Consider the following 13,951-nt stretch of genomic DNA (forward strand, 5'->3'; position numbering starts at 1 on the left):
TACGGGGTGCGGTCGGCCGCACCATGGGGCCCGGCAGCGCCGCCGCCCGGCACGTCGCCGACGAGCCGGCTGCGCGGGCACCGGGCCCGGTGGAGTCCGCTACACCCCGTACACCGGCATCGCCGCGATCTGGCCCGCGCGGGAGATGAAGACGCGGTTACCGCCGCCCGCCAGCTGGTAGGAGCCCGCGCCCTCCATCTGCGTCGTGAAGAGGAGGTCGCCCGACACCTTGTGGATGACCTCGACGCGGTCCTCAAGGCCGTGGACCCAGACCGTCGTTCCCTGCACTGCCGGAGGGGTGATGGGATCGGCGGAGCGGCCGAAGCCGTCCAGGATTTTGGACCACTTCGAGTCCGGCGAGTGGAATTGCGGCATGGTGCCGAGGCGGTAGACGCCGTACTCCGCCACCGCGATCACGTGTTCCCCGTCCACGGCCGGGGAGCCGAAGCCCGGTTCCCCGGGCTCCGCGCCCAGGGCTTCGTCCTCCCACAGGAAGTCGCCGCGGTCGAGGCGGCGGGCCATGAGGCTGTGACCGCCCAGGTAGGCGATGTTGTTCTCGCCGACCGCGGGGGCCTGGCCGTCGGTGCCCTGGCCCTTGATGTACCAGTCCGTCTCGCCGTTCTCCGTGTAGAGCGCGGCGACATAGCCGTCCCTGCCGTGGATCACGAGCCGCTTCCTTCCCACGGCGGCCTTCGCCGGACCGTTGTGGGAGCGGGGCGAGGTCATCGGGCGGGACCATGTCGTCGCGAGGGTCCAGGCATTGAGCGCGCGGAGTTCGTTGTCCTTCGTCACCAGGTAGACATGGGTGTCGTCGGCGGCGAGGAGGTCGTCGACATCGCTGCCGGTCTGCCAGACGGGGGCGCCGGTGGAGGCGACGAAGGCCTTCAGGCCGCCCTCCTTGTCGACACCCACCACAAGCCGGTCGGCGACCGAGACGAAACCGGCGTCGGCGTCGACGTCCTTGGCCCGCCACCGCTCCTTCCCGTCCTTGACGGAGAGGGCGAGCAGACCGCCCATCTTCGCCTGCACGATCACCACGTCCCGTACCGGCAAGGGGAGTTCTCCCCCGGGCGCCGTCACGTCGAGCGGTCCCCACAGGGGCTTCGGGACCTGGCCCTGCTGGGTGTCGATGGCCGAGACGAACGCCGCTTCCGGGGTTGCCACGGCCGGCGGCACATCGGCGGTCGGTGACTTCGACTGCCCCTTCTCGCGGTTCAGCCACCACGCGCCCGCCCCGCCGGCCGTGCCCAGGACCGCCACGCCCACGGCCGCGCCGGTGAGGAAGCGGCGGCGGGACGGCGAGGAGGAGGGTGCGACGGTGTCCGCGGGTGCCGTCAGGCGCTTCGTGGCGGTCTCACGGCGCTTGATGTCCTCGGCGAGCGGGCCCTTGCGCCAGGCGCGGTCGGCGCCCTTGGGCGGGGCGAAGGCCTCCGCGACCTGCGGGGGCAGCGGGCGGTACGCCGGGTCCTTCGCCAGGCACGGCCCGATCAGCTCCTGGAGCTCCGGCGGCACCAGGCTCAGGTCCGGGGTGCCGTGCACGACCTCGTACTGGACGGCCGACACGTGGGCGCCGTCGAAGGTCCGCCGGCCGCTCGCCGCGTACGCGAGGACCGCGCCGAGAGAGAAGACGTCCGAGGCCGGTCCGACCCGCTGTCCCAGGACCTGCTCGGGAGCCCCGTACCCGGGCGTGACCGGGATCTGGCCCGTCGTCGTGAGCGTGAGTCCGTGCTCGGGGCGCGCGATGCCGAAGTCGATGATCCGGGGGCCGGTGGAGGTGAGCACGATGTTCGCGGGCTTGAGGTCGCGGTGGACGAGACCGGCCGCGTGGATGTCGTGCAGGGTGCGGGCGAGGTGGGCGGCGAGGGCGCGGACCGCCGGCACGTCCATCGGCCCGTACGCGCGGACGGCCTCGTCGAGCGTCGGACCGGCGAGGAACTCGGCGGCGATCCACGGCCGCCCGCCCTCGGTCTGCGCGCCGAGGACCCGGGCCACGCCGCCGCTGGTGACGGCCCGCGCCATGTCGGCCTCGCGTACGAAGCGCTGGGCGAGGTGCTGGTCGTGGGCGAGCTCGGGCCGCAGGACCTTGACGGCGGCGGGGGCCCCGTCACCGTCCCGGCCGACGTACACCTTGCCCATGCCGCCCTCGCCGAGGACGCCGAGCAGACGGTACGGGCCGAGCCGGAGCGGGTCGCCGGTGGCGAGGGGCTGCGTGGTCACGGGGTGTTCTCCGGATCGGGGGAAACGAGGGATGGGGCGAAGGACGGGGAGGGGGATGGGGACGAAGGACGGGGTGAGGGACGGGGTGAGGGACGGGGTGAGGGACGGGGTGAGGGACGGGGGTGAAGGGCGGGGTGAGGGACGGGGGTGAAGGGCGGGGCCGGGGATCAGGCGAAGGGGATGGCCACGACGGACGTCGCCCCCGCCCCGATGATCCGGGTCCGTTCCTTGTCGACGACGTACCGGGTGGCCTCGGTGGCGAACACCCAGGCCGATCTGTGGGTCGTCACGTCGATCGCGCTCAGCCCGCCCCGCACCGGGGCGTACACGTACTTGTCCCCGACCACGGGGACGGTGAAGTAGGAGGGGGTCAGCTCGCGGTCCGCGGGCCGCTCCGTCCAGTACGGCGTTCCCTTGTCGGCCCCGAGGGCCACGAGCCCCGGGGAGGTCCTGGACTCCTGCGCGTAGACGATGCCGCGTGCGACGGCCGGCAGACCGAAGAACGTGGACCCGGAGCCGTGCTCCCAGGCGCTCTTGCCGTCCGTGAGGCGCAGGGCGCGGAGCCGGTTGCCACCGATGTACACGTGCCGCTCGTCGACCGCGAGCTCGCCGGGCCGGAAGCTCTGGGATTCCTTCAGGGCGATGCGGCGCTGCCAGAGCAGGCGGCCGGTGTTCAGCTCCCGCGCCTGGACGACGAAGTATTTGAGGTCGCCGCTGTTCTTGCCGAGGATCAGCCGGTCGCCGACGACCTTGGAGATCCAGGGGCGGACGCCGTCCCACTCGTACGCCTGGCGCCATGCCTCCTTGCCCGCCCGGAGGTTGACGGCGATCAGGTGCCAGCCCTTCTCGTTCGCGTCCGAATCGATCTCCTTCTTGCCGCGCCGGGAGGCGGCGAAGAGCATTCCGCCGGAGGCGGCGAGGAGTGCGGTGCCCGAGTTCGTGCCGTCGAAGCCCTTGAGGACGATCAGCTTGGCCGCCTCCTTGCCGGTAGCGGGGGCGAGCGTACGGATCTTCAGGGCACCCGGACCTTCGTAGGTGCCGGCCGACGCGTAGAAGTTCGTGCCGTCGCTGACGATCTGGAACGGATCCAGGGCATCGGACCAGAGTTCGAGGCCGTTCTCCGGGTTGAGGGCCCGGAAGGAGACGGTCTCGGCGAAGCCGACGGCATCGCCCGCGAGCAGCTGCACCGTCCGCTGCTCGCGATCGAGGGTCGACCCCTGCCACAGCGCCTTCGGCGATCCGTCGGCCGCAGTCGGGGCAGGGACGGCGGTGGGACCCGTGGGGGTGGGGGTGCCGCCGGTGGCCTGCGGGGTGTCCTCCGACCCCAGCCACGCCCAGAGGCCTCCGCCCGCCGCCGTGACACCGAGCAGGGCTCCGCCGCCCAGGGAGAACAGCCGTCGCCGCGAGAGCGGCGTGCTCGCCACGGTCTCCGCCACCGCCGACTCCGCCGGGGCGGGCAGGCGGCGGGGGGCGTGCAGCCAGATGTCGGTCGCGCGGCGGGCGATGTCGGTGAGGAGCAGCGGCGGGAGGTGGTCGGCGAACTCGCCGTGGCCGTCGTGGAGGTGGTCGACCAGGACGCCGGTCGTGGGGCGGGCCGCCGGGTCCTTGGACAGGCAGGCCGTCAGGAGCGGGAGCAGTGCTTCCGGTACGCCGGTGAGGTCGGGGTCGGCGTAGCGGACGCGGTAGAGGAGGTCGGCGGCGGAGCCCGTACCGAAGGGGCCGTGGCCGGTGGCGGCGAAGACGAGGACGCCGGCGAGCGCGAACACGTCGCCCGCGGGCGGGTGTTCCTGGCCGCTCGCCTGTTCCGGCGACATGAAGGCGGGTGTGCCGGCCGCCGCTCCCGTACGCGTGAGGTGGTCGTCGCCGGCCGCGCGGGCGATACCGAAGTCGATGATCTTCGGGCCGTAGGCGGTGACGAGGACGTTCGAGGGCTTGAGGTCGCGGTGGACCACGTCCGAGGAGTGCAGCTGGGCGAGCGCCCCGGCGAGCGCGGCACCGAGGGCGCGGACGGTCGGCTCGGGGAGCGGGCCGCCGAGCGCCACGGCGTCGTCGAGCGGCGGGCCGAGGACGTACTCGGTGGCCAGCCACGGCGTCTCGGCCAACGGGTCGGCGTCGACGACGGCCGCACCGTGCCGGGCGCCGATGATCCGCGCCGCGTCCGTCTCCAGACGGAAACGGGCACGGAACGCGGGGTCGGTGGCGAGCCGCGCGTGCACGGTCTTCAGCGCGACGGTACGCCCGCCGGGGGTGCGCGCCAGATAGACCGTGCCCATGCCGCCGGAGCCGAGGCGGGCGAGGAGACGGTACGTGGCGACGGCGGCCGGGTCGTCGTGGGTCAGGGGCGACAGCATGGGATGAGGTCCGTCAGGTCCGGGGGCGTATGGAAGGGCGGGCTGTGGCGGGGGGATCAGACCCGGGCCGGCGCGGGGAGTTCCGCGGCGAGGAGTTCCGAGGACTGGCGGGCCAGTGCGGCGACCACCCGGCCCGGCAGCCAGCCCGGGGCGAGGAGGGAACCGGCCGAGTTCAGGACCGTGCCGTGCGTCGAGGGCGGGGCGAGGGCGGTCATCAGGGCGGCGGCCGTGGGCCGGTCGGCCGGGTCGCGGGCCAGACAGGAGGCGAGCACCGGGCGCAGGGCGGGCGGGAGTTCGTCCCGCTCGGGCACGGTGTGCCCGGTGGCGGCGTACGCGAGGACGGCGCCGAGCGCGAAGACGTCACCCGGCGGACGCGGCCGGCCTCCCGAGGCCTGCTCGGGTGCGAGGGCGCCCGGGTCGAGGCCGGGCAGGCCGGTGCGCCGCTCGCCGTCGGCCGAGGCGGCCCGTACCGCGCCGAAGCAGGTCAGCCGGGGGCCGTCCGCGGTGAGCAGGACGGCGGCGGGGGAGACCCCGGCGTGGGTGAGGCCCTGGCCGTGCGCGGCGCCCAGCGCCTCGGCGAGGGCGGCGCCGACGGCCCGGACGGTGGTCTCGGGCAGCGGACCGCCGTGGACGGCGAGGGCGACGGGGAGCGGGAGCGCCGGGACGTAGGGGCTCGCGTACCAGGGGGCCTCGCCGGGGCCGGCCACGCCCGTCACCGGAGCGATCCAGGGTCCGAGGAGGTGACGGGCGGCGCCGGCCTCCACGGCGAACCGGGCGGGATCGGTGCCGGGCAGCGGGGCGCTGAGCAGCACGGTGTGCTCGCCGTCCTCGCTGCGGGCCACGAACCGGCGGCAGGGCAGGGCGGAGTGGGGCGGATCGAGGCGGGTGATCAGCCGGTACGGTCCGATCCGTCGCGCCGATTCCTGCCGCGCGGATTCCTGCTGTGTGCGCGACTGTTCCACCGTTCGTGCCCCCCGTCTTTCGTGCACCCCGTGGTGACGGGGGCGGGACGAGCCTACCGAGAGGCGGGTGGGGAGCTGTGCCCGGGAGGTGCGGGGAGCGGGGCCCGGATGCGTGGTGGTCCGGGAAGTCCGGGCTGTCCCGGTTGCGAAGGCGAAGTAGGCATGCGGACATCGTGAAGATCTCGGGGGTGTCCGTGATTCCCGGTGAGCAGTGCTCGAACGCTCACCCGGAGTACTACGATCGCGATGTTTCCGTGGGAACAGAACTTGCTGAGGCGAAGCCGGAACGATCACGTCACGGGGGAGAGCATGTCGTTCGAACAGGAGTGGGCGACGGTACGGTCCACGTCCACGGCCGAGGTGAGCATGAGGCTCAACCAGGTCGCCCCCGAGCCGGGTGGCGGTGGCGGCGGCAACGCCGACCTCAGCGTCGACCAGGACAAGCTCGGAGCCATCGGCAGCGCCGCCTACGCGCTGCACGGCCGGCTGGTCAAGGACGGGAACCACGCGCGTACGAACACGACGGAAGCGGCGACGGGCATGTCCAGCCACGGCTTCCTCACCGGGTCCGCGATGTCCACCGTGCAGGAGAAGCCACTCGTGAGGCGTACATCGCGATCCTGCACTCCGTGAGCCTTGCGGTGGTGAAGGAACTCGGCTGCGAGAACAACGCCGGACTTCCCGAGAAGCCGGTTCTCACGGAGAAGAAGTGAAGCGGAAGATGCGAAGAATCCTGAGCGCGGCGGTCGTTGTGCTTCTCGCCGTCTCGGCGTGTTCCGGAGGCGGGGACACCGGTAAGGCCTCCGACGCGGCGGACGTGGAGCACTCGGCGGCTCTCAAGTCCTGCCAGGAGGTGTTCGGTGTGGCCGGCGTCGACGCGGTGCGGGCCGAGTTCGGTGGCGGGTTTCGGGCGTTCGGGCGTTCGCCGGCCGGGATGCGGGACGCCATGGTCGTGGAGGCGCGTGGTTGGAGCGCCGTTGGGGACGATCTTCGGCGTACCACCTATCACCCGTGCGAGATGGAGGGCGGAGCGGGCGCGGCTCGGGTCACCGGCACCGTCGGGTGGTCGATGTACGACATCGACTCCGTGGGCTCCGGCGACGGCAGGCTTCGGTGGCGCACCGTCGCGGACGGGGTCCACGTGGCCTCCCGCCCCGACGCCTGGGGTACGCCGCTCGTCGTGCCCTGCACCGTCCCGGGCGCCGCCGCCGGCCAGGGTCGCGAGCTGCCGCTCCAGGTCGCGGTGAAGGACGAGGGCCGGAAGGCGGACTCGGCCGTGTCGACGGAGCAGTTCCTGAAGGCCCTCGCCGAGAACACGCGTCGGCTTCTCGGCTGTAGGGAGACGGTGTCCGTCCCTGCTGATCTGCTCCCGTGACGCGCGCGGCCTCCGCCATCAGTCCTCCGCCGTCTCCGACATCGCCGGCGGGGACAGCCGGGACAGGAGCACCACCGTCGCGCGGGTGATCAGCGCCGCGAGGAGGATCGTGCCAAGGCCCTCGATCCGGAGGTCGCCGATCTTCGGGCCCGGCCAGACGATGGCGACGATGGGACGGCCGGCGTGCTCGTGCCGGCCGATCGAGACGGAAACCGAGCCGGGCGAACGAAAGGGCGGCACCCTGTGAGGGGTGCCGCCCTTTTCTTCTGCCTGGTCAAGGCGCTGGAGACCGTGGCGGGAATTGAACCCACGTAACTCGCTTTGCAGGCGAGCCCCTCAACCACTCGGGCACACGGTCATGTGGTGCAACGAGTACGACCGTAGGCGGGGGCCGGGAGGGGCTCAAGGGGTTCCGGGGTCGTGCCATGTGACTGCAACGGTGCTGCCACACCGCGTTCACAGTCCTGCGGCCGTCGGGCGTCCGTCGTACGTCCAAGGGCTGAGCCGTACTGGGACTCCTGACAGGGGTCATTTGCCTCTTCACCTCTTACTCTGGGGGAATGAGCGCCCTCGAACCCAGCGACACCGACGTCGCCCCAAGCCCCGGACCCCTTGCCCCGCGCGACGCCGACACCGTCGTCGACGCCTTCGACGGCGTCGACTCCAAGGGGTCCGTCCTCGACCCGGCCCACCGGGCGCTCAGCATCGGCATCGTCTCCGTCGTCCTGCTCATCGCCTTCGAGGCCACCGCCGTCGGCACCGCCATGCCCGTCGCCGCCCGCGAGCTGAACGGCATCCCCCTCTACGCCTTCGCCTTCTCCGCCTACTTCACCACCAGCCTCTTCGCCATGGTCCTGGCCGGGCAGTGGTCCGACCGCGGCGGGCCGCTCGCCCCCCTCACCGCCGGCATCAGCGCCTTCGCCGCCGGGCTGCTGCTCTCCGGGACCGCCGGTGCCATGTGGCTGTTCATCCTCGGCCGGGCCGTCCAGGGCCTCGGCGGAGGGCTGGTCATCGTCGCGCTGTACGTGATCGTCGGCCGGGCCTACGCCGAGCACCTCAGACCGGCGATCATGGCCGCGTTCGCCGCGAGCTGGGTCGTCCCCTCCGTCGTCGGGCCGCTCGCCGCCGGAACGATCACCGAGCACCTCGGCTGGCGCTGGGTCTTCGTCGGCATCCCCGCCCTCGTCGTCTTCCCGCTGGCCCTCGCCCTCCCCGCGATACGCCGCACCGCCTCCGGCCCCGCCGACCCCACCGCGCCCCTCGCCCCCTGGGACCGGCGCCGGATCCGGCTCGCGCTCGGCATCTCGGCGGGCGCGGCGCTCCTCCAGTACGCGGGTCAGGAGCTGCGCTGGCTCTCCCTGGCCCCGGCGGCCGCGGGCGCCGCGCTCCTCGTGCCCGCCGTCCGCGGGCTCCTTCCGCACGGCACCTACCGGGCGGCCCGTGGCCTGCCGTCCGTCGTCCTGCTCCGCGGCATCGCCGCGGGTGCCTTCATCGCGGCCGAGTCCTTCGTGCCGCTGATGCTGGTCACCCAGCGTGGCCTGAGCCCCACCCTGGCCGGACTCTCCCTCGCCGCGGGCGGCCTCACCTGGGCGCTCGGCTCCTGGATCCAGGCCCGGCCGTGGACGGAGCCGTACCGGGAACGGCTCGTGGTCCTCGGCATGGTCCTGGTCGCGCTTGCCATCGCGGCGGCGCCGACCGTGCTGATCCCGGCGGTGCCGGTGTGGGTGCTCGCCGTGGCCTGGAGCCTCGGCTGCCTCGGCATGGGGGCCGTGATCGCCTCGACGAGCGTGCTGCTCATGAAGCTCTCCGCGCCCGAGGAGGTCGGCGCGAACTCGGCCGCCCTGCAGATCTCCGACGGCCTCTCCAACGTCCTGCTCCTCGCGGCGGGCGGCGCGGCCTTCGCGGCGCTCGGCGGCGGCGCGGTCGGCCACGCGGTCACGTCCTCCGCGGCCACGGGCTCCCACCCGGGGGCCTTCGCGGCGGTCTTCCTGCCGATGGCGGGGGTCGCGGCGGTGGGCGCGTGGGTGGCGACCCGGCTGCACGCGGAGAAGGCGCAGGCACGGGCGTAGGACTGCACGCGGGCCGGGCGGGGTGCGGGGGCGTACGCGGGCCAGGCGGGGTGCAGGGGTGTACGCGGGCCAGGCGGGGGCGTAGGGGTGCACGCGGCAGGCGTCGGGCGCAGGGCTGTGGCTGCAAGCAGGGCGGCGCGGGCGCAGGGGTGTGCGGCGGGGCCCGGACCACGGTGGCTGGCCCGTGTGCCCGCCGCCCGCCGCCCGCCGCACACCGGCCCGGTGCGGAGGCCCCGGGACCGCCGGCCAGGGCCCGTAAAGCCGTCGCGGCCCGTGTGCCCGCCTGCGTACTCTCGCGCCATGCGTGACATGACCCTTCCGGTCGGCGACGGGTTCGCCGACCTCGCCGACGCCCGGGGCGTCACCCCCGAGGAGCTCGCAGAGCAGGCCCTCGACCGGTTCCTGGTCGTCGAGACCTCCTTCGTACGGCAGCAGGCCATGCGCCTCGCCCTGCGGCACCAGTCCCTCCTGAGGAGGCTCGGCGAATGACCACGCGTGCGACCACTCGGTTCCTGACCGTCGCGGAGGTCGAGGTGATCGCCCGGATCGCCTTCACCGGCGAGGGCCTGCCCGAGCTGCGGGCCCCCGGGCTCCTGGAGTCCGCCGTGCACCGGCCGAGGGCCCGGATGTTCGGCGAGAGCGCGTACACCGACCTCTGGGAGCAGGCGGCCGTGCTGCTTCACGCGCTCGCCGCCAACCACCCCTTCGTCGACGGGAACAAGCGCGCCGCCTGGCTCTCCGCGGCGACCTTCCTCGCCGTGAACGGAGTCGATCTCGTCGATGTCGACCAGGACCGGGCATACGCGCTGGTCATCGATGTCGCGGCCGGCACCGAGGTGGACATTTCCGGCATTGCGCAGCGGCTGCGGGAGCTGTGAGGACTCTCTCAAGCGGCCTCGCCACACCCTCGCCGAGGGTGGGGCGAGGCACCCGCACCGGTAAGGTGGCCCGGTTGTCATATCTGGACGAGCGTCGAACCCGGAGATCGTGACTACTACCACCACCACCTCCTCCCATCACCTTTCTCCCGCCTTCCCCGGCCGGGCCCCATGGGGTACCGCCGGCAAGCTGCGAGCCTGGCAGCAGGGCGCCATGGAGAGGTACCTCCAGGAGCAGCCCCGTGACTTCCTCGCCGTCGCCACCCCCGGCGCCGGCAAGACGACCTTCGCCCTGACCCTCGCGTCCTGGCTGCTGCACCACCACGTCGTGCAGCAGATCACCGTCGTCGCGCCCACCGAGCACCTCAAGAAGCAGTGGGCCGCCGCAGCCGCGCGGATAGGCATCAAGCTGGACCCGGACTACAGCGCCGGGCCGCTCAGCAAGGAGTACGACGGGGTCGCCATCACCTACGCCGGTGTCGGCGTCCGCCCGATGCTCCACCGCAACCGCTGCGAGCAGCGCAAGACCCTCGTCATCCTCGACGAGATCCACCACGCCGGAGACTCCAAGTCCTGGGGCGAGGCCTGCCTTGAGGCCTTCGAGCCCGCCACCCGGCGGCTCGCGCTCACCGGCACCCCCTTCCGCTCCGACACCAACCCCATCCCCTTCGTCACGTACGAGGAGGGGAACGACGGCATCCGGCGGTCCTCCGCCGACTACACGTACGGCTACGGGAACGCCCTCGGCGACGGCGTCGTCCGGCCCGTCATCTTCCTCTCCTACAGCGGCAACATGCGCTGGCGCACCAAGGCCGGCGACGAGATCGCCGCCCGCCTCGGCGAGCCGATGACGAAGGACGCCGTCTCGCAGGCCTGGCGCACCGCCCTGGACGCGAAGGGCGACTGGATGCCGAACGTCCTCCGGGCCGCCGACCAGCGGCTCACCGAGGTCCGGAAGTCCATCCCCGACGCGGGCGGGCTCGTCATCGCCTCCGACCAGGACTCGGCCCGCTCGTACGCCAAGCTGATCCGAGAGATCACCGGCACCAAGGCCACCGTCGTCCTCTCCGACGACACCGGCGCCTCGAACCGCATCGACGAGTTCAGCGAGAACAACGACCGCTGGATGGTCGCCGTCCGCATGGTGTCCGAGGGCGTCGACGTACCCCGTCTCTCCGTGGGCGTGTACGCGACGACGATCTCGACCCCGCTCTTCTTCGCGCAGGCCGTCGGCCGTTTCGTGCGTTCGCGCAGGCGCGGCGAGACCGCCTCCGTGTTCCTTCCCACGATCCCCAGCCTCCTCGGTTTCGCCAACGAGATGGAGGTCGAGCGGGACCACGTCCTCGACAAGCCCAAGAAGCAGGGCGAGGAGGACCCGTACGCCGAGTCCGAGAAGGAACTCGCCGAGGCCGAGCGGCAGCAGGACGAGGACACCGGCGAGCAGGACATGCTGCCCTTCGAGGCGCTGGAGTCCGACGCCGTCTTCGACCGCGTCCTCTACAACAGCGCCGAGTTCGGCATGCAGGCCCACCCCGGCAGCGCGGAGGAGCAGGACTACCTCGGCATCCCGGGCCTCCTCGAACCCGACCAGGTCCAGCTGCTCCTCCAGAAGCGCCAGGCCCGGCAGATCGCGCACAGCCGCAAGAAGCCGGACGACGAGGCGGATCTGCTCGAACTTCCCGCCGAGCGGCGCCCTGTCGTTTCCCACAAGGAGCTCCTGGAGCTGCGCAAGCAGCTCAACACCATGGTCGGCGCGTACGTCCACCAGACCGGCAAGCCCCACGGCGTGATCCACACGGAGCTGCGCCGGGTGTGCGGCGGGCCGCCGAGCGCGGAGGCCACCGCCGGCCAGATCCGGGAACGGATCAAGAAGGTGCAGGAGTGGGCCACCCGGATGCGGTGACCCGTCGGAGGAACAGCTGAGGCCCGTACGACGGCGTTCGTACGGGCCTCACTCGTCCCACCGCGGCGGAACCGGTGAAGGAACGGCGGCGGGACCGGCGTCGGAGACCGGCCCCCACGGTCGGCCTCCGGGCACCTCCACGCTACGTGCACGACAAAGCCGATCTTGTCCGCCAAAGTCCCGCGTCCGACCGACGAAGGTCCCGAACCGTCTCTATACGGTCGCCGACGCCCGGATTCTGGACGAGGTCTTCCGCTGAGCGGAGCGGGTCGCTACTGTCCCGGCTCAAAAGCAATCGCCCCGTGGCAGCGCCGCCGCGGAGCGCAGCCGGTGTACCCCTTCCTGCCGGCGGCCTCTGACGTGCGTCGCCGACGGGACCGGTGACGCAACCCCGTGAGAGTCCCGCCGCCACTCACTCCGAAGGAGAGGGCGTCGTGACCGCGGAGACCTCCCAGACGCTCGACCGGGGACTCAGAGTCCTCAAACTGCTCGCCGACACCGACCACGGCCTGACCGTCACCGAGTTGTCCAACAAACTCGGTGTCAACCGGACCGTCGTCTACCGGCTGCTCGCCACCCTGGAGCAGCACGCCCTCGTCCGCCGCGACCTCGGCGGGCGTGCCCGCGTCGGCCTCGGCGTGCTCCGGCTCGGCCGCCAGGTCCACCCCCTGGTCCGGGAGGCCGCGCTGCCCGCGCTGCGCTCCCTCGCCGAGGACATCGGGGCGACGGCCCATCTGACGCTGGTCGACGGCGCGGAGGCGCTCGCGGTCGCGGTCGTCGAACCGACCTGGACCGACTACCACGTCGCCTACCGGGCCGGCTTCCGTCACCCGCTCGACCGGGGCGCGGCCGGCCGCGCCATCCTCGCCGCCCGCCAGGGCGGTCTCATCGAACCGGGCTTCACGCTCACCCACGGCGAACTTGAGGCGGGCGCCAGCGGTGCGGCCGCGCCTCTCGTCGGCGTCACGGGCGTGGAAGGCAGCGTCGGCGTCGTGATGCTCGCGGACGCGGTCCCGGAGCGGGTCGGGCCGCGGGTGGTGGACGCGGCTCGGGAGGTCGCCGACGCGTTGCGCTAGGGCGCGCGGCTCACCCGGTCACTGCCCTGAGGGCGGTTTTCGGTGTGTCGGTGCCGCCCTGGGGGTGTCGTGCCCGCCCTCCCCGGACTCCGTCCGGGGGGTGCCTCCACCGCCCCGGCGGAACGCATGCCCACCACCAGGGCCCCCAGGGGGGTCTGTTCGTGGTGGACCGATCTCCCTGTTCTCGTCGTGGTGATCAGGCCTGCTGTCCGGAGGGCCGCCGCGTGGGCCGAGGCCGTCGCGTTGCTCGTGCCGGTGAGGCGGGCCAGGTCCGTCGTCGTGCGGGGTTCTTCCGCCAGGGCGTGCAGCACGGCGGTCCTCGTGCGGCCCAGGACCGCCGCCAGGCCCTCTCCCCGGGGTTCCGGGGTGAGAGGCAGGCCCTCGCCCGCCGGGTAGGTGACGACCACCGGGCGGTCCGGCAGGTCCTGGACCAGTGGGCCGCCCCGCCAGTGGAAGGTCGGCAGCAGGACCAGGCCCCGCCCGCCGAGCCGGATCTCACGGCCCGCCGGGTCTGTCGGCCACTCCCAGGCCCCGTCGCGCAGCCGTGAGCCCGGGGCCACCGCCGTCAGGGCGGCGGCGAGGCCCCGCTCGGCGGCCGTCAGCGCGTACCGGGTGAACTCCGCCCGGTGCAGGTCCTGGACCAGCGGCCACACCGGCGCGAGGACCGTCTCGTACGCCGCCCGCTGGGCCCGGTCGAGGGTTCCCCAGGCCTCGGCGTCCCCGGCGTGCAGGGCCCGGATCCACGGCGGGACGGTGCCCTGTCCCGCGTACACCCGTGCCAGCTCGGACCGTACGACCTCCGGCCGCGCCGACCGCATCAGCGCGAAGCCCTCCTCCCGTGTCTCGCCGAGGACGTCGAGGAAGTACGGGGCCGTCCCGCCCGGCGCCAGCTCCGCGAGCGGCTCGGCCGCCGCCGGCAGGGCCCGCAGGAGCCTGCCCCGCCAGCGGCCGAAGAGCAGCCCCTCGTGCGGGGCGCCCAGCATCAGCAGTGCCGCGTGCAGCTCGGGCACGGGAGAGGGGCGGCGCGCGAGCCGTACCCGGGTCAAGTCGTCCGCCGTGAAACGGATGCGGAGCACCGCACACCCCCCCGTCTGTCGCCAGCCTTTCGGGCAGGGCCGTA

The 13,951-nt window shown here is 73.2% G+C and carries 12 protein-coding genes and 1 tRNA gene; 7 read left to right on the forward strand and 6 right to left on the reverse strand.

Annotated elements, in window-relative coordinates:
* Positions 1 to 99: 99 nt before the first annotated feature.
* The 3 genes from OG259_RS25905 to OG259_RS25915 form a co-directional block, all read right to left on the reverse strand.
* Positions 100 to 2,217: a protein kinase domain-containing protein gene (locus tag OG259_RS25905; RefSeq protein WP_328944440.1), complete on the reverse strand. Its 2,118-nt coding sequence runs from the start codon at positions 2,215 to 2,217 to the stop codon at positions 100 to 102.
* Positions 2,218 to 2,384: 167 nt separating this feature from the next.
* Positions 2,385 to 4,568 (reverse strand): protein kinase domain-containing protein, encoded by a 2,184-nt coding sequence (locus tag OG259_RS25910; protein WP_328944441.1) that lies wholly within the window; start codon positions 4,566 to 4,568, stop codon positions 2,385 to 2,387.
* A 56-nt stretch (positions 4,569 to 4,624) separates the two neighbouring features.
* A complete protein-coding gene (locus OG259_RS25915) occupies positions 4,625 to 5,530 on the reverse strand; it encodes a serine/threonine protein kinase (RefSeq protein WP_328944442.1) in 906 nt (301 codons plus the stop codon).
* Positions 5,531 to 5,839: 309 nt separating this feature from the next.
* On the opposite strand from OG259_RS25915, the gene OG259_RS25920 reads away from it, so the two are divergent.
* Both OG259_RS25920 and OG259_RS25925 read left to right on the forward strand, forming a co-directional pair.
* Positions 5,840 to 6,163: a hypothetical protein gene (locus OG259_RS25920; RefSeq protein WP_328944443.1), complete on the forward strand. Its 324-nt coding sequence runs from the start codon at positions 5,840 to 5,842 to the stop codon at positions 6,161 to 6,163.
* A gap of 88 nt (positions 6,164 to 6,251) precedes the next feature.
* Positions 6,252 to 6,905: a hypothetical protein gene (locus OG259_RS25925; protein WP_328944444.1), complete on the forward strand. Its 654-nt coding sequence runs from the start codon at positions 6,252 to 6,254 to the stop codon at positions 6,903 to 6,905.
* An 18-nt stretch (positions 6,906 to 6,923) separates the two neighbouring features.
* On the opposite strand, the gene OG259_RS25930 is transcribed toward OG259_RS25925, so the two are convergent.
* Positions 6,924 to 7,145: a hypothetical protein gene (locus OG259_RS25930; protein WP_328944445.1), complete on the reverse strand. Its 222-nt coding sequence runs from the start codon at positions 7,143 to 7,145 to the stop codon at positions 6,924 to 6,926.
* Positions 7,146 to 7,188: 43 nt separating this feature from the next.
* Positions 7,189 to 7,263: transfer RNA gene (locus tag OG259_RS25935), tRNA-Cys, on the reverse strand.
* A gap of 202 nt (positions 7,264 to 7,465) precedes the next feature.
* Between OG259_RS25935 and OG259_RS25940 the strand changes: the two genes are divergently transcribed.
* From OG259_RS25940 to OG259_RS25960, 5 genes are all read left to right on the forward strand, one after another.
* On the forward strand, positions 7,466 to 8,974 hold the full coding sequence (locus OG259_RS25940; RefSeq protein ID WP_328944446.1) for an MFS transporter: 1,509 nt from the start codon (positions 7,466 to 7,468) through the stop codon (positions 8,972 to 8,974).
* A gap of 300 nt (positions 8,975 to 9,274) precedes the next feature.
* Entirely contained in the window at positions 9,275 to 9,463 is a 189-nt protein-coding gene (locus tag OG259_RS25945; RefSeq protein WP_328944447.1) for a hypothetical protein, read from the forward strand.
* Positions 9,460 to 9,852: a type II toxin-antitoxin system death-on-curing family toxin gene (locus tag OG259_RS25950; RefSeq protein WP_328944448.1), complete on the forward strand. Its 393-nt coding sequence runs from the start codon at positions 9,460 to 9,462 to the stop codon at positions 9,850 to 9,852. The genes OG259_RS25945 and OG259_RS25950 overlap by 4 nt, the downstream gene beginning before the upstream one ends.
* 109 nt (positions 9,853 to 9,961) lie before the next feature.
* Entirely contained in the window at positions 9,962 to 11,755 is a 1,794-nt protein-coding gene (locus OG259_RS25955; protein WP_328944449.1) for a DEAD/DEAH box helicase, read from the forward strand.
* A gap of 434 nt (positions 11,756 to 12,189) precedes the next feature.
* Positions 12,190 to 12,831, forward strand: a complete 642-nt coding sequence (locus OG259_RS25960; RefSeq protein ID WP_015033894.1) for an IclR family transcriptional regulator — start codon at positions 12,190 to 12,192, stop codon at positions 12,829 to 12,831.
* Here OG259_RS25960 and OG259_RS25965 read toward each other — a convergent pair.
* Positions 12,828 to 13,907 carry a winged helix-turn-helix domain-containing protein gene (locus OG259_RS25965; protein WP_328944450.1) on the reverse strand — a complete coding sequence of 360 codons (1,080 nt, stop codon included), beginning with the start codon at positions 13,905 to 13,907 and terminating at the stop codon, positions 12,828 to 12,830. The genes OG259_RS25960 and OG259_RS25965 overlap by 4 nt on opposite strands.
* Positions 13,908 to 13,951: the final 44 nt, after the last annotated feature.

Source organism: Streptomyces sp. NBC_00250 (assembly GCF_036192275.1).
Lineage (GTDB): Bacteria > Actinomycetota > Actinomycetes > Streptomycetales > Streptomycetaceae > Streptomyces.